The organism is Candidatus Rickettsia barbarica, assembly GCF_041477405.1.
GTDB lineage: Bacteria > Pseudomonadota > Alphaproteobacteria > Rickettsiales > Rickettsiaceae > Rickettsia > Rickettsia rickettsii.
The window spans coordinates 107,708-132,984 of sequence record NZ_JBEWYL010000003.1 but is presented as its reverse complement, the minus strand read 5'-3'; the positions used below and the strand labels follow the sequence as shown (position 1 = coordinate 132,984).

The window sequence follows — 25,277 nt, the reverse complement described above, 5'->3', positions numbered from 1 at the left end:
TTAAGTTAAAAATATATCTATAGTTGCATATATTTCAAAAAAAGTTAATAAAGAAAAATAGAGGTATAAGTAATTAAAAATTAACCAATTTGTGTTATAAAAACTTCATCACTTCCTCAGCGATGATTAGCTCTTCGTTTGTCGGCACAGCGAAAACTTTAACCTTACTGCTTTCAGCACTTATTAGATGCTCATTTTTTTGGTTTTTTGTATCATCTATTTTAATGCCTAGCCATAAAAAGTTTTTCAGTAATCATTTCTCGTATTACAGCGGAATTCTGTCCAACACCGGCAGTAAAAATTAGACAATCAACTCCCTCAAGTGCAGCAGTTAGCTTACCTATTTCAAGTACAATGCGATACACAAATAAATCTATAGCAAATTTAGCATCAGGTGAGTTACTGGCAAGCAAAGTACGCATATCGGAGCTTTCACTGGACATACCGAGTAATCCTGATTTCTTATATAGTAACTCGGTTACCGCTTTCGTAGTCATTTACTCATGATCGATAAGATATAACACTACTCCAGGATCAAGGTTACCTGTCCTTGTACCCATCATAATACCGTCAAGTATGCTAAAGCCGATGGAACTTGTTAAACTAAGACCGTTTTTAATAGCACATAGACTACTACTTGCGTCCTAAATGAGCTATAATAGTCTTTGTAGGTAAATCTTCCTTTGTCATTTCGTTAAAATGGCTACTAACATATTTATATGATAACCCATGAAAACCGTAACGAATTATCCCTTTATCATAATATTTTTTCGGTAAACCGAAAGCTTTTGTAATAGGAGGATTGGTAAAATGAAACGACGTATCAAAACAAGCTATATGTGAGATTTCTTTATATTTTTGAAGAAATAAAGCCAGTACCTGCAAATTATAAGGTTGATGCAAGGGGCTTAGAGGTATTAATGGTCTTAAATCTTCACTAACTTTTTCATTAACAATAACCAGTTTATTAAAAATTTTCTCGCCATGGACAATACAGCAACCGGTTGCCATTAACTTGAGATTTTGTTGTTTTTTCCACCAATCTTCAAAAAGATCAATAATCATTTCAATAGCATCATCTTTAATGTCGGTAGCAGATGCCTGTGTTTTATTTATATGAAATAATATTTTATTATCATTTTTTCTAAAAAAATATTATAAATTTTATCCTTAACTTTTTCATTCTGAATTTCAAAAATAGAAATTTTCAAACTAGATGAGCCGGCATTAGCTATTAAAATAACATTTTTCATTATTTACCTGCTTGGATATGTAGCTTCGCCTTAGTGTGATTATAAATAAATGAAGCAAGTACACAGGAAATAATACGCATATCCATAAGATCGGCTCTACTTGTTAAAATAATAGGCACACGGGCTCCAAGAACGATACCCGCCATAACCACTTGACCCAAATATTTTAGCTGCTTTGCAAGCATATTGCCTGATTCAAGATCAGGTACTACTAATATATCAGCATTTCCTGAAACTGAAGAGCTAATGCATTTTGCTTCTGCAGCAAATAAAGAAATAGCATTATCAAACGCAAGCGGTCCATCAACTATAGCATTCGTAATTTGCCCTCTATCTACCATTTGCGATAAAGCAGCAGCATCAAGGGTTGTAGGGATTGCAGAAGTTACCGTCTCAACTACCAATAATACCGCAACTCTAACCTCTGCGTGTCTTCTCTGATCATATGCATTAAATCAATAGCATTCTGCACTATATCACGCTTATCTTCTAGAATAGGACGAATATTAATAGCAGCATCGGTAATAATGAACGGTTTTGGAAATGTAGCAACTGCCATTAAGAAAGCATGGCTTATACGAAGTTCAGTACGTAGAGTCCATTCTCCTTATAAACTACCACAGACATAAGCTTATCAGTATGAAGCGCTCCCCTTGGCATAATAGCCACAACTTCCCTTTTCTTCGCAAGCTCTACGGCTTTTTTTGCTGCTTCGTGGCTATGCTCAACATTAATTACTTGATAAGCCTCAAGATCGACATTATTAACTTTTGCTACTGATTCAATTTTATGTTGTGGACCAATCAAGACCGGTTTTATTACATTAAATTGTGCCGCTCTAACTGCACCAAGTAATGATTCTGTATCGATCAGATGAACTACTGCAGTTTTAACAGGCTTAAAGCCGTCGGCTCTAAGTAATAGATCGATGAAATGCTTTGCTGCTTCATCAAGGATCATTGATTTCTTTTGGAGGAGTATAAGTAGTACCTAATTTCTTAGCTAGAATGGCATCTAAAAAAGTCTCGTTTATTATATGTTGCTTCTTCATAAACCCCTTAATAAATTAATCACTAACTTAATTAGATCGTATATAAGTTAATTAATAAAGGGACAACTAATTATTGTTTTTAGCGGGCATTTCTTAAATGCTATTAACGCAACAGTGTATATTCGAATTCCGTGTAGGCATTGTTACGTAGTTCGGCAAATACCCTTATAATGTCATTCCCGCAGAAATGAGAATCCAGTCAAGCATAAAAAAACTTGTTTTTTATATGCTTATTTTATCAAATATGTAACTTCCATATCAATATTGAAGTTATTTTTCTGGATTCCTGCTTTCGCAGGAATTACATAAGAGCCACATATCAATCATTTAAATAATTTCCAATTTCGTTCTTGCGGTGGAGAATCTTCTCTTCCTTCAGAAAAAAATCATTAGTAGGATTTGAGCTTAGTTCTGTAAATAGTTCTTCCCAACTTTTTGCGGTTTTAAGCTTTTATCTGATGATAAATACTTGAGTTCTTCAGAACCATTTTTAGTTTGATCGTTCATCAATATGTTTGTTTTTACATATTCTATATACTGTAATTGTTTAAAAAAACAATTATTAGTTATTCTACTTCATATTTCTTAAATGATCTTCTAATTTTCTTAGCTTTCTACCCTCGTTTACTATAGGCTTTACATAGGTTTGCATTTTGGCATTTTCTCTATATTTATTAATCTTATCGATCTGAGCATTGACTTCATCGGTAATGACTTGCTTTCTATCCTCTATTTTATTTAATACTTCAGTACTATATTCATAATTTTTAACATCAGCATTAAAGTTATTAAGCTCTTCTGTAATCTTTTGGTCTATTGCAGCTCCCTCGGCGGTATCTTTAACTTTTTGTGCTATTAATGCCGGCATTTCTTCGATCTTGATATCATCTCTTTTGAAATGATCTTTAAGCTCTTTATAAGTTTGCTCTAAATTTTCCTGGGCTTTCTCGTGCATAATATCATAATGCTCTTGGCGACGAATATATCGATCTCCATCTATAAATTCTGCATATTTTCTATGAGCATTATCTATCATATCGCGCATCTGAGAATCAGTAGCTTTCTCACGCATAAATCTGTCGCCCATCATTACCGGTTCACCTTCCTCAAATAACCTACCATGCACCTCATGAATAAGCTTTCTTTGAGCTAATTCTTGATAATATTCCACATCACTATGTCTACCTGCTTTTTCTAGTCTTACTAGATATTCCGGTGATAATATATCTGCTTGAGCAGCTAGCGCCTCCTTATTAATATGCATTTGGAGCTCTTCATGTTCTCGTGCTTTTTCATCATCTTTTAATTTTTCGCTATAAGTTCTAAGCCGTGGATCGTTATATTCAAAATCATGCCATTCGGCACTGGTTAGATTACCCTCATAAGCATCACGTAAATCTTTACCGACTATTGCAGTTAAAGCTCCTCTTTTTATTCCTGTATAACCTGCATATATTTTTTCGCCTATACCTACACGCTTTTCTTCTTTTAATTTACGTTTTGTATCAACACGATGCTTTATCTCTTGCCAACTTCTAAGCACTCCTATATTCTTACCGAACAGACCAACACCTCGCCCGGACATTTCTTGGTGAGCATTTTTATAAGCATCTTGATAATCTCTAGTAAAGTTTGCATCGCTAGCGAGTTCACGTAAGTTAGCATCTTTTAATGACTTATCAAGCTCAGCTTTTTGTTCTTTACTTAAAGCAGCGTAATCTTTCACTCCATATTTATTTGCAGCAATTTTATCTCGAAGCTGAGTAAACTTCATTTGCGATAGTTCTTTTGCTTTTAATTCATTCCCCTTAGGTAAATTCTTTAATAATCCTGCAATACCGTTTTCATAATCCGTAATAGCATTCATTTTTACATCTTTAGAATCTATACCGTATTTTCTCTTAACCTCATTTTGTACGGTTTTATTTGCTGAAGAACCGAGAGCTTGCTTTTCAAGCCTTCCCATCATCATATTTTCAAATTTCTCGGCAAAAAACATACGAACTTGCTCTTTCCCTGCACTTACACGGCTAGTTACAGGTGCACTTACCGTCTTAGCCACATAATTTAGCGGTCTATTCATTTGTTTCGCTGCAGATTCATAAGATTGCTGATTAACTTTTTGTATTTCTGTTACATTACCTGAAGTACCAGCAATAAATTGTGCCGTCGATATAGCAGTATCGTTAAATTTACTTAGCAAATAAATAGACACAAAAATTAGTAATATCCCGTCAAGTTGGACAAATTTCCCATTTATAAAATTACTAATTCTTTTTGCATCTTTAACTAAATCTAAAAACGGTAATTCAATATAGCGTTCATCTATACACTCATACGCAGCACAATGCTTACATTTATCAGGGTCATTCTTACAAGAATCATCTACTATTATATGATCTTTAGGAACTAATATATTTGCTTTGTGGAAATTATTTATACCGCCTTTCATCGGTACTGGGAACCACCAATAAAATATTGAATGACCCAGGCTTGGATCTATATCCTCAAGGAAGCTACCGAATATTTCATTTATCGGACCTAAATTAGGAAAATCATGTTTACATACTGCAAAACCAAGCGTTGAATATATTTCGGTTCTGATGATCATTGAAATAAAAGCGATACCGGTAAATAAAATTATAGGCTGTAATGCATATGATATTAATTGTCTTAACCAATTCTCAAATAACGAACGAGTTATATTAAACAACATGAAACAAATAAATATCGGTCCCATAATTATAATCATACCGATAGTTATAAGAGCGGTTAGATAGATAATAGTGGCTTTAAATATAAGAAAGAAAATAAAATATAAGGCTATTAAATATAGAATGATATATATAAAACCAAGCCAATCAACAAATAGTAAAGAAAATAATTTAGATAAAGTTTGAGGAGAAATAAGTAACCCAAGCAAGCTTTGAGAACCGGGACCGGTAGCCGAAGCTTCATTAATTATTTGCAGTATTTGCTGAACCCCATCAATAAAAAATACGAATAAATAATCATGAAAAAATGTCCAAGCTTTATCAGTACTTAATAATATTGAGACTATACTAACTTTTAATATTCTAACTATAAGTTCGACATAAGTAAGGTTTATAGTACCTATTAAAAAGGAAAAACCTGTAAACATTATGTATAGAGTTAAAATAGCCGAGACACTCATCCTATAACCCGACGTATCAATTATTTGTTGATAAGTTTTCTTTATAATCCCATCCTTACCAAATAATACTCCTTTTATTAAATCCGTTAAAAATTGTAGCGGATCGGGTCTAGTATCAGTAACTCCAGACTTTATTACTAATCTATATTGCCCGCTATTATCATTATAAAATTTATCTATAATCTTAAAATAAAGAGGAGATTGAGCATATTTTGACTTATCTTCACCTTTATATTGATAATTTATACCGCCGGCTTTCAAGAATTGTCCTGTACTACTAGTACTATAAAATTCATAGCCCGAAGTAAGCTCCTCTCCTAAATGCTGAGTTATACCTTGCGGTTTACTCTGTGAGTCCGGTGAAATATTGGGATCGGTATTTTTAGCGGCAATAAGAAAATAAAGCCCGACACCGTTTGTCATTATACATGGAGCATTACTAATCATTGCATCATTTTGATTCGCGGGATTAGGAGTACACATATCAAGTCTAGTATTATCCCAAAAAGTACACGGTTGTAGCTTAACGCAAAAAGCAGCCAAAGTAGTTGTGTTATTTTTTTGACCATACCATGGACACCATGCAGATAACTGACCTGAAGTATTTTTATCGCCAAGTATATAACTCCACGGTCTTACCATAATGGTTAAAGGATAGCCGTTTACTTTATAAGCACTATCACGCCATGGTGCTACCTGATTACCTTCCTGTCTTGAAGTAATTTCTTCCGGATCATATCTAGCAGAGATATTGAATTTGATAAAACCGAAATCATCAGGGTCAATACAAGTATCGCCGGTACAACCAGAAAGCAGCAATAGCGATATTAATAATGTAATAAAACTATTTTTGTTCATTTATTATGTGTTATTTCCATATGTCTTAATTTCAATGTCATTGCGAGCGACCATAGGGAGCGTGGCAATCTCATGAAGCAGTACTAAATTCCTGAGATTGCTTTGTCAATTGCTATGCAATTTCCTCGCAATGACGGTGAAAATATTTACAATTATTCTTTCTTCTCTCCTGCCTCTTTCTTCACATCATTACGCTCAGCAAGAAATTTATTTGTAAATTCACCACCTACTTCCGGTTTTCTAGCTTTATAATTTTGATCAATTATCTTGTCTTTGAAAACTCTAGCCGGAGCCATTGCAGCCTTTTTAATCGGTTTTGTTACTGAATCTATATCCTGCATAACGGCTCCCACAGGATCAGAACGTTCTTGATAATTTCCTGATATTCGTGCTGGTGTAACATTTGTAAGCATTCCAACTACTATATTTACAAAAGTTACTAAACTATATGACATCAAGCAATATGAATAAAATAATAAAGCCGTAGTACATAATACTAAGAACGTATTAGCATTGTTCGTTAGAATATTCGAGCTACTAATTTCTGGAACATCCGGTACATAGAAAGGTATTCCGGGTAAGAACGGTAATGTAAAAGAGAAATGACTCGGAATACCAAGATGTGTTAAATCAAGCCCTATTTTTATTGGTATAAGAGTATCCCAACAGGCTCTAACTACCACTTTTAAAAGCTGCTCAGATAAAACCTGATCTATCAATAAAAAGAAAATCAATAATATTGTCGGCTGCACTACATAACTAAGCAATGTCGATATCCAATTATCAAATAAACTTTTAGTTTTTTCAAATAACATTAATATTATAAAAAACGGTGCCAATGAAATCATAACAGTTACCCCTATGAATGCAATCACATAACCTATTATAACTTCTAAAATAGCTCTAAAATAAGTAATAAGTGAATAAATGGTTATAATAGCGATAAATGCTAAACCATTATGTATTTGTAATAATTCAATAAATAGTAATCTCCAAATCCTACCGTTAGTATATTTATCAAATATAGGATCAATAAAACCAAAAATATTAGATCTAGAGCTTGTAGCACCTACTACGTTAGTTACAAAGAAATCAATACCGTCAGTAAATGCACTAAAGAAGTATGTATTAAAGAAACTCCAACTTTCTTCTCTAATTAAAAAAGCTACTATAGCTATTTTGCATATACGTGTTATTACTTCTACGGCAGTTAATTTTAATGCTCCTGTAACGAACATTAGCCCAAATATAATAACATAAAGGGTTAATGCAGTTTTAGCTAAATTCTGCACTGCAGAATTTTTAACTAACTTAATATAAAAGTCTTGACTAAAAGTTCTAAACTGATCGGTAATAGGTTTAATAGCACCATTATATATTATATCAGAAAACCAAGTTGTACCGGTATAATTAGCATAATTTACACTAACTACCCCTTGTATATTACTATTAGGATTTACCACCCTTAACCATAAATATCCATCGTGCGGGGCATCAGTCGCAAAGTTATAATCTACCGGCATACCACGAACAGATGGATCAGGTAATGTACCATCAGACGTTATTAAATATTCTAACTTTATATTTTGTTGATCATCAGGATTAATTAAATTTGCCCCATTACCTATTTCAACAATCATCGAATAACAACCAAAATATAAAAAATTAGCTGACCAATCATTCTTATTTATATAATCTACAAAACTAGCATAATTTGAAAAATTTCGGCTCCAATCACTCATTAAAACTGAATTACTAAACATGTTACTAACTTGCCAATCGCTAGTAAAATCCATAGTACCACCGCTAGTGGCTTGATAATATATAAAGCTACTTTGAGTACTGCCTGAATTTACAAAACTCTGATCTTGTCCCTTAATAACCTGCCCGCCTACTTTAATTATCATCCCTCTACCTTGATCGTAATAGCAAGCAGGGCTAGTATTTATACCGGCATTAGCAGGACAAGCCTTAATTAAGCCCATGAAATACTGTACCGCTCCCGTTATCATAGGCTTACCGACTATTACTCCATTATCGGTATTTTTATACTTTGTAGCAGTACCCGTGCCGCTACATACACTTTTTCTTTCCTTATCTATCATATTACACACCTGCTCTGCAGAAGAGTAAATTATTCTATTATCAAAATCTCCAAGGTTACTTTGAGTATAAAGTGCAGAAGCAGCGAATATCGAGCTATCAAGTTCCTGTGTTAAAATATTATCTACGGTATTAGGAAGTTTTAGAGTATTAGGGCTAAAAAAATTATCTTTACCAACTAAACTAATATTTACTACATCGCCGGCCTTAACTTCAATTCTTGAATTACCGTTAGAATAGTTAAAATATTTAACAAAATCAGACATTTTAGTAAATGAAAGTGCATCAAGGTCTTTATCAGGCGGTATAGTCCCCGGTGTTTCACTGTTATTGTCCGTAACAAAACGAGGAAATCCTAAAGCTTCAAATTGTAATTTAGAATAATTATAAGTTTTAATGAAAACTTGCGGCATACTAAACCTTGGATCAATTCTATATAATACTAGATATTTTCTAGGTTCAAGAGTAATACCTGAAGTAGACCAATTTATTTTTAACAATTTACCTTTCTGAACAGTATTACCTGTTGATTGCCAAAGTCCGGCTGTAGATAAACTAATTCCTATATTACCCTCTTGAAAACTTGTAAATCCAGGCACTTCTAAACAACCGAATAAACTTTTTAACCCGCCAAAACTGGTTGACATCCATGAAAAAGCATCATCAGCTTTAGCTGGCATCGCCATAAACAAAACTAATAAAACTAAACTCTTAAGAATTTTCATAATTTTAAATTGTTATCCAACACGTCATACCGTGGCTTGTCCATAGTATTAAATAGTAAACCCGTCATTGCGAGCAGCTGTATAGCTGCTCGGCAATCTCATGAAATAACTCCTGAGATTGCTTTGTCAATTATTTCATAATTTCCTCGCAATGACGATTTTCGATTCACCCTCTATTTCGGTGTTTCAGGTTTAGGTGGTTCTTCATTTGTCTTCTCGCCCCCTTCTTTTGGCGTATTTTTCCTATTTTTCTCAGCCTGATCTAATGTCTTATTGCGTTGTTTTAATCGTGCTTCTGCTCTGCCGGTAATACCTTGTCTTGTTTTATCATCCATTCCTATTGAACTTAATGCTTTTTGTCCTGCATCATGAGACATTTTACCACCAATTTCAGTAGCCGAAGGCCCAACAGCACTAGTTAATTTTACTACCATATGTCCTGAAAATTCGACATAACCGTACATACCGTAAGCAATAATAACTAGAGCTACGATATTTTGCATATTTACTCCCATCATACCCGACATATAATCCATTCCCCAAGGGGCAAACCAATTAATACAGAAGATAGGTACATTCAGCAAGGCAATAGGTAAAATAGTACCGATAAACGGAATTTTTATCGGTAAAGCACATTTCCAACACACGCTATAACCTAAAACAAAATCTAGATAAATGGTAAATAGTTGTGTTAGCACTATAATACCTGCCATCATAACTACCGGTTCCATCATATAGCGGATCGTAAACCTCACCCAATTATCAAATAAATACCTAGTAAAATCAAATAATAAGAAACTAATAAATAAAGGGGCTATACCGATTAATATACAAGTTGCCATAAATGCCATAATATAAACGGCAACAGCTCTAAGCGCCGTAATAATTACTATACAAACCGCAATAAAAGTAATTATAAAATATATAATACCGCTAAGCCCAAGAGAAAGAAGTGCAAGTAATTGAGCGATAAAGGTTTGACTAAAAAATATTTTACTCATTACTGCATCTAAAAACATGAAAGGATTAGAAATAGTATTAGTAGAAGTAAACAAACTATATCCACTCATATTAGCAATAATTGAGTCTGAAAAATTGGTAATTGCATCAAAAAGATAGTTATTGAAAAATTCAAAGGTATTACCGTTCATCAGTCCGCTAACTACCCCGATTTTTGCTATTCTAATTACTAGCTCTTTTTGGTTTATCTTAGCAAAACCAAGTAAAAACATTGCTCCGTAAGTCATCACATACAGAATTAAAATTGCTTTAATATAGGTAAAAAAGTTAGTACAGGACGAACTATCATTAGCTTTATAACATACCATATTTTTAAAAATAGAAGTAGCAGCCCCTTGCACTTTAGTTTTAAATAACTGAAGTAACGGATTCATTACTTTAATAGTAAAACTTCCTACTTTTAAGGATGTTGAGAAATGTACTTTATAGCTACCTTCACTATCTTTATAGTCCCTTAAATTATTACCAGGATCATTTAGAATTTTCATCCATATATAACCCACCTCATTTGCGTTAAAGCTATATTTACCTTCACTATCAACGCTCATTCCTTGAGGTGAATAGGTTTTACCGCTAGTATTCGGGTTTTCCGAAGGCTTTACTATGATGTATTGCACTCGTCCTCGATCATCAAAAGTATCGTTAAAACTATTACCGTTTTCTCTATAGCATTTAGTCTGTTTAATATTTAAAACGTATCCTCCCGTATTCTTACTACTATCTTGTGAGGTAGGCGACCACAGCCTATATTGTAAATAACTTTTTGCAATATTACTGTTAAAAGGTATATTATATATAACTTTATATAAATATTTACCGTCTTTATCTTTATAGTCAGGCGGTTGATCTGTATCTGCAACAAATTTAGCAAATTCTAGCTTAGAAGGCAGAGCTTGACTTACAGAACCCGCATCATTCATTTGATATATTAATCCAGTTGGTCCTTTGCCTCCTTTACCGTCCACCGTATACCAAAATCTCCGATTCTTTTGAAAATCTCCATCGCTACATATGCCCGAAGTACAATGTACACCTCCAATATAATCTTTATCTTTTGTACGACGATCGTGAACAGGATCAGGACATTGATCAACTGGAGGAATATTAGCATTATAAGAACATTGAAGGGCTGAATAGTCGATAAATAATTTACCTGTGTTGTCAGACCACGAAAATGTAAAACTCTCATCATCTAGGTAGTTTTCTGGTGCTGGTCTCGTTATATTAACCCAAGCCATACATTTCGTTGTACATTCTGGTATCTTTGGACAAGACGCAATACAGCCCAATGCTCCCCAGTTGCAACCTACTTGCTCATACCAGTTAGGGCACCTCCATGTGACTTGACAATTCCAATACTTCTCTTTTAACTCGCAAGCATTGACATACTTACCTGAATAAACAGAATATTTTCCACAAATTGGATTATAAGTAGTTTTATTCTCTGAACAATCTTGCGTAACTTCAGCACCTTTAAAAGCATCTTTAACTGTCGCATCCGTATTGGCAAAATTAGGAGATACGGAAACTAAAACTCTATCATTGGCGTATAATTCGGCAATATTACGCCATTCATTATTTTTTGCATCCATTATTAGAGAGACAGGTGGATTATTTGTATCGTTAATACGAGGAATCGGGATCATTTGACCGTTATCATCTAAATTAGATCCAGCCCCTGTACGTTGTAAATTATCTTTCGGTATATAAGCTAAACACAAACTAACCTGACCAACCACTTGTAAATTCACCGGTTGGCTGTTTTCTACTAGCACCTGAGTATTTAGCCATTCACCGTAACGAGTAGGATCAGGAACAAGCAGAGTCGTGCCGTCGGACAACATCTTAGTAGTGTTTACATAATTAGCATTAGCATTAAGGGTTATAGTACCGGTTATTGAATCCGCTCCTCCTTGACCGTCCGACGTATATCTCATGTAGCAGCTGTCACCGACTTTTACTGCTCCTATCATACCAAGTGCTGCAAAAATAAAGCAAACTAACATTGCTACTATAGCAAGTACTCCTAAAACTTTTAATAAGTTACCCTGCATATTCTATCATTTACCTCCACCCGAACCGCTTGCTAAATCCCCGCCTTGCTGCTCTCCATCTTTACGCTTACCTCCAACACCCGGCTTATCTCCTACCAGCGGCTTACCTTGCAAAGCCATAGCAGCATCCTTAAGAAAAGCTGCTCCTTTCTTTACTAAACCAACGATTTTAGTGGGACTTGCCGTTACTGCATCCATATTAGGACCATTAGTTAAATCAGAAGCAAATCGCCCTATAGATTTAGAGAAGTAATAAAAAATAACCGAAAATACTAATACGCATAAAAGTTCTGCTAAAATAGATACAACATCTCTAACAATTGATTTTATTGGAAAAAGTATCAATAAATGCTCTTCCCAACCTTTACCTGCATAATATTCTAACATTTTATATCCAAAACTTTCCTGACATTGATCTGCCCCGCCAACAGGAAGCCTTAACTCAAAAGTACTAAATCTAATATCCCCTTTTTCATAATCATATCTAAGGAATTCACAATTTTTAAATATTGCGGAATCATACATAGTTATTAATAAAGCTATAAAACCTGCTACTACTGCCGGCTGCAATGCACATGAAATACATACTTTTAGCCACCCGTCAAAATAAGCTTTTGTACGAGTAAATAGAGCCATAGGAATGAATATAGGAGAAATATATGTCATAACGTAAATAGTAATCATGCAAACTAAATAATGCGTAATAAAATATAAAAGTATAGATAAAAATATTACAGAAAATACTAAACCTGCTGCAAGTATAATAACATTTCCGGCCATAAAGAATCCAAACATAACGGTAAAAAATCTAAGTGCTCCTACTTTACTTAAATCATTCGGTCTGTCATTTTTGCCTTCAGGATCAAAATTAGGTATAGGTGTATTATTACCACGGGGACCATTGCCGACCACATTCCCTAACACTCCATTCTTATCTATATTATAAAGTAAATCCAAGCCAAGATAATAACCTATACGGCAATCAATCGTGTCCCATAAACCGTAAAATTTATAACCGTCCTTATACTTTGAATTATCAAATTGACATAATCCTCTAGAACCTGCTGCATTAAAGATCATCTGTGCAAAGTCCGGTGCTGCTCCTATCAAAAGAGGTAATCCATATTTTAACATACCGTTTTCTTTTGTCGGCTGACCGCCGCTAAAATCTAAAGGTCCAAGACCGATAGAAAAATAAGCAACAAATAAGAATTTTATTACAAAAAGAGCTATTTTTTCAGTACTTGCATATTCTGTATTTAGAGCCATATTAAAGGCAAAAAACATAGTATAAAGAATTAATGCCGCACCTATAATTCTCTTTAAATAACCTTGAAACGTAGAAAAAGCAGCAAGATTAGTTATTCTAGAATTTTGATCTTGAGCACTACAACTCTTTCCAGCAAAAAATATTTTATTAAGCGTTTCACTCAAACACTGAACTGCAAGACCGGAAAAATTAATTAACGATTGACTATAATTTGCTCCCGTATAACAACTTTTTCCTATATTACAATTCTCATCCTCAGAAGGAGGTGGAGTCGGTATAGCACTCAAAGATTTACATGCTACCGGCATCGGTCCCCTTGACGTAGACATAACTAAACATAGATTATTATCCCATTTTTTAACCGTTAAAACGATATTCTTTAATACAGGATTTGCTCCAAGATCAGGATTATTATCGGTACTTAAATCACTAATCTTTTTAGAGTCACCTTCATTTAAAGTATACATGGTGCAAGGGCTACTACTACCTTCTACATTTTTAAAACAAAACGTTATACTAGACGCAACTGAGTTACAATTACCTCTCGGATCCTTCATATCAATATTACGAATTATATAGCCATATGCCGTGTCCGTTTCTAAATACCCATCTGAAGTAGTCGGTAAACTAGAACATGATTCTCCAAAGCCGGCAAAGCTAGCTAAGCTTACAGACGCTATACAAACTGTAATAAATATCTTTAAGGTTTTAAGAGTTTTCATTAGAACTATTATCTTTTTTTTCTGTTACTACGCCGCTTTTTACTAACTCATCCCATGCCTTTTCAGCATTTGCACGCCGTTCTGATATTTCTCCTCCTTCTTGTTCTCTTACTCTTCCTCTTCCACTTGCTACTAGTTCATTCCATACTTTTTCTACTTTTACACGTTTATCTCGAATCTCTGCATTTTCCCGTATCTGTTTTACGCCTGTCGGATTATCATGTTCCTTTAAGTTAAAACTATAATCAATTACTCCTGTACCTTTACTTGTGCTGTCAACTTTTTCTTGTGGAGCTGCATTATCAACTTTTTCCTGTGAAGGCGGAGTATTATCAATCTCTTTTTTACTTTCTTGATTATTATCTCTTATGATTTTTCCAACACGTGGTGCAGGTGTAGAAATAGAAGTTCTAATACTAGCAGACGGTGGTGAAACAGCTTCTGTAGGAGCAGGAGGAGTAACAACATCTGATCTTGCTTCACTACTTACAGTTTTTGGGCTAGAAGTTGCTACAGAAGACGAAGCTGTCGGCGTTGTTACCGCAGGTGCCGACGTACCTCCGCTTGCAGCAATATTATCATTTGGTAGTCCGCCTTTCCCTACCTCTAAATCACTTGCTCCTCCACCTTGACCAGCTTTTAAATCACCAACTCCTCCTCTACTTGCTATCTGATCGCCCCCCTTAGTTGCAGCACCCGCAGTAGCAAGTACTGCCATAGCTGCCTTAAATATTGCTTGCGGTTTTATAGCAACATTATTAAGAGCTACTCCTTCCGTCATATCTGCAGCAAATTCAGCTAACTGACTACTAAAATTATACATCAAATACAATGTAAAACATGCCATAACTAACGCAAGCAAAATATTTTTAATTTTCTCAAAAAGCATTTTTGGAAACATGAAAAACATTCCGGGCTCTAAAACTACTCCTGATAAAAACTGGAATTTAGCAAGAAATTTATCGGTAGGGGTATTACCCGGTTTACTATCGATAATTTCACTTACACTATCTTTTGTAAAGTTAAATACCGTGGTAATAGGGTTATTTAACATATAACCTAAACTATTTTGACAGCTTTCTACAGCATCTTTATCAGGATACTGTGACGTATCATCCCAATTATTATTAATGTAAAATATTAAAACATCCCTCTTAGAAGTAATGCCACCTTGAATTTTGTCTTCTATACTATTGTGAATTAACTTGCTCTTATATTGACATTTACCGTAGAAACCATAATCATATACCGAAAACATCGTAATCATAAAAGTAACTACCACCATAGGTTGTAGCAAGAACGAGATCATTAGTTTAACCCAGCTCTCAAAATAATTTCTTGTATATGCGAATAAAAACATAGGTACAAAAAGAGGAGCCAAAATACCGAGTATTACTATAGATATCATACACATAATCGTTGCATTAACCATAAAGGCAGCAACCGAAATCACAAGTAACGGATAAGCAAGAGCGAGTGACACCAACATCATATTACCGGAGATTATCGCCGGAATTAGCAAATAAATATATGGTGGAGCACTAAAACTAAAGAAATCAAAATTTAAAAAATCATGACTGCGATAAGCATTTTCGACAAGTAACGTAGATAATATATCAAGCCCTAAATAATGAGCTACCCTACAATCTAATGCATCCCATAATGCAATATAAGAAACGGTACCGTCATAAGAAAGATTGTTAAATTTACATAAACCGGACGGAGCAGCCTTCATAACCCAACTTGCTAAACCGTTTATACCGTCAAGTAAGAAAGGAAACGCCCACTGAATCATGCCGTCCAACCGGTCATACGGAGAACCATTACCAGGGGTTATATTAATTCCTATTGAAAAATAAGTTACGAATATAATTTTCAATATAAAATTTATATACTCACTTTTTGGCGGCACTTCACCTGCAAGTAATAGTTTAAAGCCAAAAAACATAACATATAAAGTTAGAAAAGCCGTAACTATTTTATACATTCCTACTTGAAACTGAAAGAATACACTATCTTGCCTTGAAACCAAATTAACCACTTGGCTTACATTATCAAAACTACAAACATCTTTACTAATTAGTAATCTAGCAATCATTTGCCTCATACATTCTATAAGAGGAGAAGTCATGACTACTGCAGTTTTTGAAGCATTATAAGCTTTTTGATAACATCCATCACCCACTGCACTACAGGAAACTAGAGCTAAAGGATCGGTAGGAGTTTTATTTGGATCCTCAATAAAATCCTTATCTGCTACATCCATAAAGCTATTATACATGGATTTTGGAAACGGCTCTTTCATATATTTACAGCCAACGGGAACGTCTCCTGTAAATCCTTTTGTCGATACGCATATTCTATCTTTATCTTGAATAACTTTCCAATATATTACAGGAAAGCCTAAATCAAATGCAAAACCGTCATCACCGGGCTTACCACTATATGGAACATGATATTCCTTTTTTTTATTTGCCCACGCTGTCTTTATATCATCCCAAGGATCGCTCCCTGTTAAGACGGCTTTAGCAATAGCAAGTGCCGATTCTGCAACAGATTTTGCCCGAGATACACTTAATTTAGCATTATTACATAAAGCAAAGCGTAATTCTGGATTTTTAGGATCAATTCTGTTTTCACGAGTACATTGACCTCCAGGAAAATTCCCAAAGTTACTATCGTTAAATAAATCACTGTCGTTTATTTTAAGCTTTAAAAACGTATTCATGTATAAAACGGAAGAGACAAGATTCATTACCGCAAAAGTAAAGAACGGAGCAACAATACATGTATGAGAAAATTCAGTACGCAGCAAATCGCCTACGCCTTGGGTTTCGCAAGTTAAGCCACTCAAAACATCTACAATGCTATCAAGAGTATCTTTAGCATGAGCTTTAGTAACTATCCCTAAATTTAGGGCAAAGCTTAATACTAATGTTATAAGTATACTACGAGGAAATAATTTCATAACTAGTTACTTGCCTCACATTGTAAAAATGTCATCCCGTGGCTTGTCCACGGGATCTCAGAATACAGTCTGTGAGACAAGATCCCGCGGTCAAGCCGTGGGATGACAGACAGGCATTTATAATGTTTTAACTGCTGCATAAAATATAGGTAACCATTTATCCGGATCATTGCCGTGTTTCTCTCTAATTTGATCGAGCAATATTACAGTCTCAACTCTACCGGATAAAACACTGATTATGTTATCCATACCATCTAAGCTAACTTTTGCCACTACGGCATCTATTCCTTGTTTTATTAAAAAATAACGTGTAGTAGGGTCAGTAGTTTTAATTAAAATATATTCTCGTTGACTTAACATAAATGCACTACGATAAATATCCGTAGCTTTCAAATTAGGTAAAAAAATCTGCGTAGCTGTTTGTTGAATCAACGTATCACTAATTCTACTTTTTGCAGCATCTTCGACACTCTGCGTAGCAAATATAACAAAAGTATTTAATTTTCTCAACACTTTTAACCAATCTTTGATCTTAGGTGCAAATACCGGATTATCGATTAAAGCCCATGCTTCATCAAGTACTATCATAGTTTTCTGCCCATCTAAAGAGATATTAATACGATGGAAAATATATAGTAATACCGGTGCAAGACTTACAGGATCTTTAAGTAATTCAGTCATATCAAAACCGAATACTCTTACTTTTTGTAAATCAATATCATCTATTTCATTGTCAAATATCTTAGCGTGTGAACCTCTACCAACCCACATTGCAATCCTACTTGCCAAACTATTTGGTGTATCAATACCAAGAAATGCTATAACATTACTAAGCCTTCTATCTTGTTTTGCTAATCTAAAATTACCGCTTACCGCTTGAGATAAGATTTTATTATCTTGTGCAGTTAAACTTTCACCGTTAGAAGTTACAAGCACACGAAACCACTCTAAAATAAACGTTCTATTCTCACTAGTATCTTCAAGCTGTAAAGGGTTAAAGTTGCATTTTAAACCCGGATCAATTACTGTATAAACTCCGTTTAAAGCACGTATAAATATTTCTGCTCCTCGATCTTTATCAAAAAAGAACATACGAGGTTTGAATTTTTGTGCTTCAGCACATAAGAAATTCATAAGAACTGTTTTACCGGCACCGGTTGGACCGATAATGAGAGTATGTCCAACATCCCTTACATGGAAATTAAAATAAAACGGTGTACCTGAAGTAGTATCAAGTACTGTGACATATTCTCCCCAATGGTTATCTCTAATTTTACCGAGCGGATAATTATGTTGTGAGGCAAAGCTAGCCATATTAAGAGTATTTATAGTGGATTTACGCACTATATAATTCATACTTCCCGGCAACTGTCCCCAATAGCTAGGTTCCATGTTAACTTTTTCTCTAACCGGCTGAATTCCTGAATTAGAAAGCTCAACTGCTGCCATTGACAATATATCTTCCAAAGCTTTAATATTATTTGCGGAACATAAAAGCGATAAATGATGCTCACCGAAAGCGATATCACCGCTGGTGGCCATATCAAGGGCCGTATTAATTTCAGCAATTTGTGAAGTAGCTTTATCACCGGATTGTATCATTCTATTTTGCTGTAATTGCATTTTACCGATCGCTACTGTTCTATTAACAAAGACAAAGCTTTGCGTCATAACAAATTCAAAAGGCATTTGCAGGAATCCGTCAAAAATTCCTGCCGAAGTATTAGGACCGTATTCAAGTATACTGATCATTCCAGCATATTTCTTGCCAAGCGGACTTCTTACTTCAATAGTACGAGAATCAAAAAATAAGCGATGAGTCGGTAAATACTCGTCAATAGTACCACGCGGTAATGCTATAGGACCCGGTGAATCGCCGCAATTGATTAACGATGAAAGGAATTCTAAAATTTCACAATAACTACCTGACTGCGTTTGACGAACTCCAAGTAATCTTGCTCCGTAACTTCTGAATGTATTAATCACTCTAGTTGACATTTCTTGAAGATTTTCTTTCATCTCTTTCATGTCGTTTTCCCAAACGGTTTTATTAGATTTCTGTCTAAGCTTCTTTAGAAAATACTCAACTATAGCAACACCGCCAGTATCGGGCTTATATAAAATACTAACATATAATTCATTAAAAAACGACCTAGCCCCAGCATGTTTCTTACGCCATTCTGCACCTAAATAAGTAATAAAATCATTAGGGACTTTTACGGTAGGATCATAAGTAAATTCTGTATCGTCAAATATTACTGCTTTACGTCTTCTAATAGTATGGAAATACATAACGATATTTCCCGAGGCCATATTTTTAAGTAAGGCATTTCTGATATTCTTTTTAATGTCTAGATCTTCATCATCAGCAGTTTCAAAAGAAAATCCATTCATTTTAATAACTTGTAATAAAGAATTATCTTTTGTTAAAATAGTATTACTATCCCAATGACATTTATAAGGAATAAAATGCGAAGTGGGTCTTTCTTGTTTAGACCTTAATTCTTTAGCGGCTCTAGTTCTAAATAATTTCATTACCTCACCTGATTTAACTATTTTGATTTATTTTGTCAGTTATACCTCTTTTTATGTCATTCCCGCGTAAGGCGGGAATGACATAAAACTCAAATATTATACGAATTTGCTCCGTAGTAAAATTTATTAGGACATTGGTTAGTTCTTGACATTTTATTTAAATATAGCTCTATGAATCTCGGTTCTTTAAAACATATAATATAAGCTACCAAATGCAAAGCAGCTGCAATGAATAAAATCATAATGCCGTTATTCCAAATAAATACTAGCATCGTCATTATCATATTTAATGCAGCAAACTTAATACTTACTCCAAATATCATCGGCGGTCTAGTTAACCCTACAAATAAAAGATCGGATGCTAATGTTCCTGCCATAAAAAACCTCTATTAATTTATATTAATATCAAATATAGTTGACAATATTGAATTCGGTGCTTCACTATTCACAAAATGTACGTAACCATTATTATTTTCAAGGACATTAACTGCTATCTTAATTAATGCTTCTTCGATGAAATTATTACTATCATCTAACATTGATTTCAACAAGTTAATATCTCGTATTTTTATATTATACGGAAACGTCTCGGATACCTGTAATATCTCATATGGCAATATTAAATGTTCTGCACTTAATGCAGAAGCAATTGTTGCTAACGTTAAGTTAACATTTAATAAATGCGTTTTCTCCTGATCGTCGCTCGCAAACGGTGCTATCACGGATATAATATTATTATCTGCAAAATTTAATAAAATTTCTGGATTAATCATAATAGGCTCGCTTAAAAAACCAATATTTATAACATCCTGATTTACAATTTTTCGGTAAGATAGTTTTGCTTTTTTTGCTTGCAGTAAATTAGCATCCTTACCTGAAATACCAACTGCATAACAACCTATACTACTTAACTTTGTTACTATAAGCTTGTTAACGTAACTGGATAAAGTTTCCATAATAATAGGATTATTTAGAGAATTATAGTCGCTTATTTTACTAATTTTTTGACTAAAATTTTCATCTATTTGTGATATTAAAGACGAACTTCGTAAATCAATATGATCATGTACTATATATATTTTAGTACCGCACATCTCAAGCAATCTAACAGATTCAATAAAAGCCGTAAATAATTTATCGTCAATAATAATAGTAGCAGGTAATTTTAGAACTATTGCTTGATTCTTCAACTCACTACTACACTTTATTATATTCTTAATTATAGCAATGTTATTTAATGAAGAAATACTATCTACCTCTTTATTTTTGAGGTTTGATGCATTTTGCCAAACTAGCTTTAAGTTCTCTTGCACCTTCTTTACTCCTATTGCTTACATACATAACATTACATGAGTAGTTTAAAGTTGCAAGAAAATTCTGTGCTTCATCGTGAAGGTTTTTATGATCCGTAACTTTATCGGATTTTGTGAAAATAATTTGAAATTCTCTTTTATTTGCAAGTAATAGATCAGCTACTTTCTTATCATTTTCTTTTATACCCCTTCTTGAATCAATCAATAAGTTAACTAACCTTAAATTATAACTATTTCGTAAATAATAACTAATTAACACTCCCCACTGCTCTTTGACTGATATAGGAACATTAGCAAAACCATAACCGGGAAGGTCAACTATAATAAGTTTATCTGCAAGGTTAAAGAAATTGATTTGCCTAGTACGCCCTGGAGTATTAGAAACTTTAGCAAGATTTTTATTACTACATATCGTGTTTATTAGGCTTGATTTGCCGACATTTGACTTACCGACAAAAGCAATTTCCGGTAATGAAAAATTGGGGATTTGATTTATATTCATAGCACCGGCTACAAATTTAGCTTGATGACGAAAAAGCTTACTGCCATCAGTTGATTTTGTAGGCACTATTTTCTGAGTAGTCATAATTTGCTTTCGTATTGGATGTAAGGCATTGCCTGTGTGAATGCCTTCTCTCAATGACAGGAAAACCAAACCATGCAACAACACTGAGTTAGGAATGGCATCAGCAGACTTCAATAACGCTATAAGTGAGCTAGCATAACATTAAAAAATATGGTAGCGGGGGCTGGATTTGAACCAACGACCTTCAGGTTATGAGCCTGACGAGCTACCGAGCTGCTCCACCCCGCAATAATTGAGAATTGACGATTTATCTGTGTTATATTTTATTGTTAGTGTCATTCTTGCGTAAATACCGAGTAGTCGTAGACTGCACGGCAACCCAGAAAAAATAATAAAAAAATTCTATAAATCAAAATTGTTTACTGGATTGCTTCGTCAATTGCTATGCAATTTCCTCGCAATGACGATTTGTTATCCACAAATAAAGCCTAGCTAGCTTCTTTCTTACTACCGAAAGAAAGACCTGAGAATCTTTTATTGAAATCGCTAACACTTTTGTTCGATTGATTTACTACATTTCCGGAATCTTTATTCCATGCCGGATGCTTCCTAAAATCAACATCCATTAAAATTTCACCTGTAGGATGAGTAGACATTGTTTCAAAAACATCACTTCCTACTTTAATCAAAAACTTTTTATATTCTGGATGTATACCGCTTTTCATAATGATTTTGCTGTTTTAGTCTGAATTATTTTTTTCTTAATAGCTCTAGCGTTACTTGATAAAACATTATCATCGGCTTTTAGAATATATGCATCAAAACCCCCGGCTTTTTCCACTGAACTAATACATCTAGCATTAACCGATAATCTATATTCCCCAGCTGTTATATCACTTGTAAACTTAACCGATCTTAGGTTAGGTTCAAAACGTCTTCTAGTTTTACGCTGAGAATGTGATACATTGTTGCCGTATAAAACACCCACACCTGTGAGTTCGCACTTACGAGACATAAGCTAAATACCTTAAAACTTATAAAATATACTTCAAGTAAATAAAGAGTCATATACGAAGATCAACTTCAAAAAGAGCTAAGAGTTCACACACCGAGAAGCGGAGCTTATACTTAACAAGTGAGCACCGCAGATCTTGTAGAACGACGTAGCCAATTTTGAAGTTCACCCAGTATATACAATAGATAAAGAATATAAAGCAATACTCCCCCAGTGTCAAGAGATAATTATTTTGTAGCTAAGTATTAGCTAATGCTTGATTTTTATTAAATAACAGAGTTTTATATAAAAATATAAATTAATTAAACTATTATAAATCTATGCTTATTAATGGGAAGCCAGTTCAAGGTAATATCACCGGACTAATTAAAAAATTAGGCGAGTTGCCTTCAAGTTTTCCTGAATATATTAGTAATCTTAATCCAAAACCATTAAGTACAAAGGAGCAAATTGATCATAATCAAGCAGCTTTTTGTATAATGAAGGATTAAAATTATATAGATAATCATCTTGTTGCTCTTAAACAACTATAACAAGCTGAACAAATTGCTATAGGTCAAACTGACAGTAATTTTCTTTCCTACTTTCCTATATTAACACTATGATAGGACGTAGCTATCAACAGCTAGGACTGTTTGATAATGCTATTCAACAATTTCAAGATAGCATAGAGAATTCTTTTGAAGCAAAACAATATTATAATGTCGAAAATTCATACAAAGAATTAGTCACTGCACATCAACCACAAGGAACATTAGCCAAACTAAAGAATTAATGGCAAGATTAGCTTTAGGAGCTGCTTATAAAACTCAAAACCGTAAAGAAAATTCAATAGCGCAGTATGCATATGCTTACTCATTACAGCAAGGTATAGTTGATTATGAAGCTGTTCGTGTGGAACAGCATAAAGTTGGTTTTTCTAATAAAGAAAAGATAGGCACTGATAACATTCAACAATGCGTTGCTATAATTTTACATGATCCATTAACTAAAAAAACTGCATTAGCCTATGTTGACAGGTTTACTGATGCTGGTTCTTTAACACATGATGTAATAAGCAACTTTCCTCCTAATACTCAATTAGAAGCTTATTTAGTAGGAGGGCGTGATAGATCTGCAGTATCAATTTCGGTATCAGATGGTAATATTCGTAAAGTAACACAAGAATTAACTAACCACTTTAACGTAAATATAAAATCTGCAGATATAGAAGACAAGGGAGCCCCATTAGGAATTATATTTGATCCAATAACAGGTAACTGTTCCGGATAGAGAGGATAAAACAACCACTGCTAGACAAGTACATTTAAGTATAGGAAGTAATACTCCTGTACTTTATAAAGCTTTTGATTTTACTAAAAATAAAAATATGCCTAATCGCTCTTTAAATGAAATTCAACAAAAACATATTATTCAGCAATATTTATTAGGATCTAATCAAAATCCTAATTCTATGGACACATGGCAATCTAATCAAATATCAAGACCACTTACTAAAATAGCAGAGGAAATTCAAAAAACTAATCCAAAATTAGTAAAAAATGTAGTAACTAAAAATATTAGTCATTGAGTTCACGAATTGAATCTAAAGGATCAAGAACAAACAAAAATTGTAAATAATTTAATAGCTAAAACTGATTATTTATTATCTAACAATTTAAATCCGTTGGAAAGTGTACGTTCAGAAATTAATAAAACATTAGCACTTATTCATTCTACCTACCAACAAGATAGTAATATTAAAAAATCCTGGATACAAAAAAGTGTACAAAAAATAAAAGATTTGTTCATAAATATTTTTAGTAGTAATAAAACAAAAAATGAACCAAAATTAAACTTAACAAGTGATAAGATATTAAAAAAATATAAGTACTAAGACAAAAATAGCTGCACCTAGCTATACTCTTCCCAATAAAAATATTGCTTTACACAAAAATAATCAACAAAGTAAATAAACTATGCAAATTGAAATTAACTCACAAGAATATAAAATTTTTTATATAAATGATGATTTAGTAATTTATACTAAAGATTTAAATGAAGAGATTGCCTGTAGTTTCTTTTCCGTAAAATGCAATAAAATAGCATTAGCTAGAAATATTAATTCACAACAGTTAGAGCAATTAATTACTGACTTTAATCAGAATGAATTGATAGAACAAGATTTAATAAAAGTACGAATAATTGGAGGTAATGATTCGCCTGAATCATCTAAATACTTGGAAGATATTCGTACTACTTTAAATGGTATTGATAATAATACTAATATTATTAATATAATAGGTTTAGATGCATATAAAAACATATATCCCAATTCTTTTGAATTAGATGGCTATCACGGGGGAGTTAGAGCTTTAGATTAATTGTAGAATATTAAATTGATACTATTAGAAGAGAAAATAGCTGAGATGTGGGGCGTCACTAATAGCAATATTTATCTTTATGGTCCATTTAGTAAAGAAATAAAGATAGGTACGATGTATTTATACGTGAAATAGGCACAAGACAAGCCTAACATAGTACCGATAACGATTATACGGAATTTTGCAGGACTAAAAATTAAAATAACTATTCCAAGAATAATTACTATTTTTATTATATCATCTGTCGTATAAGAGCTAGCATTTATAGCATAAACATTGAGATTTATACCTAGAAATATTATTATACATAATAAGTTCTTAAACAT

General features: G+C 33.6%; 18 protein-coding genes, 1 tRNA gene and 2 pseudogenes. 6 read left to right on the top strand and 15 right to left on the bottom strand.

The window, feature by feature from the left end:
* Window positions 1–94: 94 nt before the first annotated feature.
* The 14 genes and pseudogenes from ABVF33_RS05310 to rpmB form a co-directional block, all read right to left on the bottom strand.
* Window positions 95–1,253, bottom strand: a pseudogene (locus tag ABVF33_RS05310) (acetate/propionate family kinase).
* Window positions 1,253–2,304, bottom strand: a pseudogene (locus ABVF33_RS05305) (phosphate acetyltransferase). The pseudogenes ABVF33_RS05310 and ABVF33_RS05305 overlap by 1 nt, the downstream one beginning before the upstream one ends.
* A gap of 571 nt (window positions 2,305–2,875) precedes the next feature.
* Complete coding sequence (locus ABVF33_RS05300) at window positions 2,876–6,337, bottom strand: TrbL/VirB6 family protein (RefSeq protein ID WP_499706545.1); 3,462 nt, start codon at window positions 6,335–6,337, stop codon at window positions 2,876–2,878.
* A 152-nt stretch (window positions 6,338–6,489) separates the two neighbouring features.
* A complete protein-coding gene (locus tag ABVF33_RS05295; protein WP_499706544.1) occupies window positions 6,490–9,165 on the bottom strand; it encodes a TrbL/VirB6 family protein in 2,676 nt (891 codons plus the stop codon).
* Window positions 9,166–9,338: 173 nt separating this feature from the next.
* On the bottom strand, window positions 9,339–12,239 hold the full coding sequence (locus tag ABVF33_RS05290; RefSeq protein ID WP_499706543.1) for a TrbL/VirB6 family protein: 2,901 nt from the start codon (window positions 12,237–12,239) through the stop codon (window positions 9,339–9,341).
* A 6-nt stretch (window positions 12,240–12,245) separates the two neighbouring features.
* Complete coding sequence (locus ABVF33_RS05285; RefSeq protein ID WP_499706541.1) at window positions 12,246–14,231, bottom strand: TrbL/VirB6 family protein; 1,986 nt, start codon at window positions 14,229–14,231, stop codon at window positions 12,246–12,248.
* Entirely contained in the window at window positions 14,218–17,199 is a 2,982-nt protein-coding gene (locus tag ABVF33_RS05280) for a TrbL/VirB6 family protein (protein WP_499706540.1), read from the bottom strand. Before ABVF33_RS05280 ends, ABVF33_RS05285 begins: the two co-directional genes overlap by 14 nt.
* A 117-nt stretch (window positions 17,200–17,316) precedes the next feature.
* Entirely contained in the window at window positions 17,317–19,734 is a 2,418-nt protein-coding gene (locus ABVF33_RS05275; RefSeq protein WP_499706539.1) for a VirB4 family type IV secretion/conjugal transfer ATPase, read from the bottom strand.
* 89 nt (window positions 19,735–19,823) lie between these two features.
* Window positions 19,824–20,111 (bottom strand): type IV secretion system protein VirB3, encoded by a 288-nt coding sequence (locus ABVF33_RS05270; protein WP_499706538.1) that lies wholly within the window; start codon window positions 20,109–20,111, stop codon window positions 19,824–19,826.
* A gap of 12 nt (window positions 20,112–20,123) precedes the next feature.
* A complete protein-coding gene (locus ABVF33_RS05265) occupies window positions 20,124–21,047 on the bottom strand; it encodes an amino acid kinase family protein (RefSeq protein ID WP_499706537.1) in 924 nt (307 codons plus the stop codon).
* Window positions 20,995–21,633 carry a ribosome biogenesis GTP-binding protein YihA/YsxC gene (yihA, locus tag ABVF33_RS05260; RefSeq protein ID WP_012719386.1) on the bottom strand — a complete coding sequence of 213 codons (639 nt, stop codon included), beginning with the start codon at window positions 21,631–21,633 and terminating at the stop codon, window positions 20,995–20,997. The genes ABVF33_RS05265 and yihA overlap by 53 nt, the downstream gene beginning before the upstream one ends.
* Window positions 21,634–21,784: 151 nt before the next feature.
* Window positions 21,785–21,861: transfer RNA gene (locus tag ABVF33_RS05255), tRNA-Met, on the bottom strand.
* A 200-nt stretch (window positions 21,862–22,061) separates the two neighbouring features.
* Window positions 22,062–22,298: a 50S ribosomal protein L31 gene (gene rpmE, locus ABVF33_RS05250; protein ID WP_004996719.1), complete on the bottom strand. Its 237-nt coding sequence runs from the start codon at window positions 22,296–22,298 to the stop codon at window positions 22,062–22,064.
* Window positions 22,295–22,588 carry a 50S ribosomal protein L28 gene (gene rpmB, locus ABVF33_RS05245; protein WP_004996729.1) on the bottom strand — a complete coding sequence of 98 codons (294 nt, stop codon included), beginning with the start codon at window positions 22,586–22,588 and terminating at the stop codon, window positions 22,295–22,297. The genes rpmE and rpmB overlap by 4 nt, the downstream gene beginning before the upstream one ends.
* 320 nt (window positions 22,589–22,908) lie before the next feature.
* Between rpmB and ABVF33_RS05240 the strand changes: the two genes are divergently transcribed.
* From ABVF33_RS05240 to ABVF33_RS05215, 6 genes are all read left to right on the top strand, one after another.
* A complete protein-coding gene (locus ABVF33_RS05240; protein WP_014410348.1) occupies window positions 22,909–23,079 on the top strand; it encodes a hypothetical protein in 171 nt (56 codons plus the stop codon).
* A gap of 110 nt (window positions 23,080–23,189) precedes the next feature.
* Window positions 23,190–23,363: a hypothetical protein gene (locus tag ABVF33_RS05235; protein WP_016769858.1), complete on the top strand. Its 174-nt coding sequence runs from the start codon at window positions 23,190–23,192 to the stop codon at window positions 23,361–23,363.
* On the top strand, window positions 23,363–23,860 hold the full coding sequence (locus tag ABVF33_RS05230) for a hypothetical protein (protein ID WP_499706536.1): 498 nt from the start codon (window positions 23,363–23,365) through the stop codon (window positions 23,858–23,860). The genes ABVF33_RS05235 and ABVF33_RS05230 overlap by 1 nt, the downstream gene beginning before the upstream one ends.
* A gap of 97 nt (window positions 23,861–23,957) precedes the next feature.
* Complete coding sequence (locus ABVF33_RS05225; protein ID WP_499706535.1) at window positions 23,958–24,158, top strand: hypothetical protein; 201 nt, start codon at window positions 23,958–23,960, stop codon at window positions 24,156–24,158.
* A gap of 9 nt (window positions 24,159–24,167) precedes the next feature.
* Window positions 24,168–24,464 carry a hypothetical protein gene (locus ABVF33_RS05220; protein WP_499706534.1) on the top strand — a complete coding sequence of 99 codons (297 nt, stop codon included), beginning with the start codon at window positions 24,168–24,170 and terminating at the stop codon, window positions 24,462–24,464.
* 274 nt (window positions 24,465–24,738) lie between these two features.
* A complete protein-coding gene (locus ABVF33_RS05215; protein WP_499706647.1) occupies window positions 24,739–24,951 on the top strand; it encodes a hypothetical protein in 213 nt (70 codons plus the stop codon).
* Between the two features lie 77 nt (window positions 24,952–25,028).
* Here ABVF33_RS05215 and ABVF33_RS05210 read toward each other — a convergent pair whose 3' ends face one another.
* Window positions 25,029–25,277: a DUF5510 family protein gene (locus tag ABVF33_RS05210; RefSeq protein ID WP_499706533.1), complete on the bottom strand. Its 249-nt coding sequence runs from the start codon at window positions 25,275–25,277 to the stop codon at window positions 25,029–25,031.

What these genes read in the sequence shown, in the direction of transcription:
- ABVF33_RS05280 (WP_499706540.1), bottom strand. Translation starts at nt 17,199, where the DNA reads ATGAAATTATTTCCTCGTAGTATACTTATAACATTAGTATTAAGCTTT.
- ABVF33_RS05300 (WP_499706545.1), bottom strand. Translation starts at nt 6,337, where the DNA reads ATGAACAAAAATAGTTTTATTACATTATTAATATCGCTATTGCTGCTT.
- ABVF33_RS05290 (WP_499706543.1), bottom strand. Translation starts at nt 12,239, where the DNA reads ATGCAGGGTAACTTATTAAAAGTTTTAGGAGTACTTGCTATAGTAGCA.
- ABVF33_RS05270 (WP_499706538.1), bottom strand. Translation starts at nt 20,111, where the DNA reads ATGGCAGGAACATTAGCATCCGATCTTTTATTTGTAGGGTTAACTAGA.
- ABVF33_RS05295 (WP_499706544.1), bottom strand. Translation starts at nt 9,165, where the DNA reads ATGAAAATTCTTAAGAGTTTAGTTTTATTAGTTTTGTTTATGGCGATG.
- rpmE (WP_004996719.1), bottom strand. Translation starts at nt 22,298, where the DNA reads ATGAAAAGCGGTATACATCCAGAATATAAAAAGTTTTTGATTAAAGTA.
- ABVF33_RS05210 (WP_499706533.1), bottom strand. Translation starts at nt 25,277, where the DNA reads ATGTTTAAGAACTTATTATGTATAATAATATTTCTAGGTATAAATCTC.
- ABVF33_RS05235 (WP_016769858.1), top strand. Translation starts at nt 23,190, where the DNA reads ATGATAGGACGTAGCTATCAACAGCTAGGACTGTTTGATAATGCTATT.
- ABVF33_RS05225 (WP_499706535.1), top strand. Translation starts at nt 23,958, where the DNA reads ATGCCTAATCGCTCTTTAAATGAAATTCAACAAAAACATATTATTCAG.
- rpmB (WP_004996729.1), bottom strand. Translation starts at nt 22,588, where the DNA reads ATGTCTCGTAAGTGCGAACTCACAGGTGTGGGTGTTTTATACGGCAAC.
- yihA (WP_012719386.1), bottom strand. Translation starts at nt 21,633, where the DNA reads ATGACTACTCAGAAAATAGTGCCTACAAAATCAACTGATGGCAGTAAG.
- ABVF33_RS05240 (WP_014410348.1), top strand. Translation starts at nt 22,909, where the DNA reads ATGCTTATTAATGGGAAGCCAGTTCAAGGTAATATCACCGGACTAATT.
- ABVF33_RS05275 (WP_499706539.1), bottom strand. Translation starts at nt 19,734, where the DNA reads ATGAAATTATTTAGAACTAGAGCCGCTAAAGAATTAAGGTCTAAACAA.
- ABVF33_RS05285 (WP_499706541.1), bottom strand. Translation starts at nt 14,231, where the DNA reads ATGAAAACTCTTAAAACCTTAAAGATATTTATTACAGTTTGTATAGCG.
- ABVF33_RS05230 (WP_499706536.1), top strand. Translation starts at nt 23,363, where the DNA reads ATGGCAAGATTAGCTTTAGGAGCTGCTTATAAAACTCAAAACCGTAAA.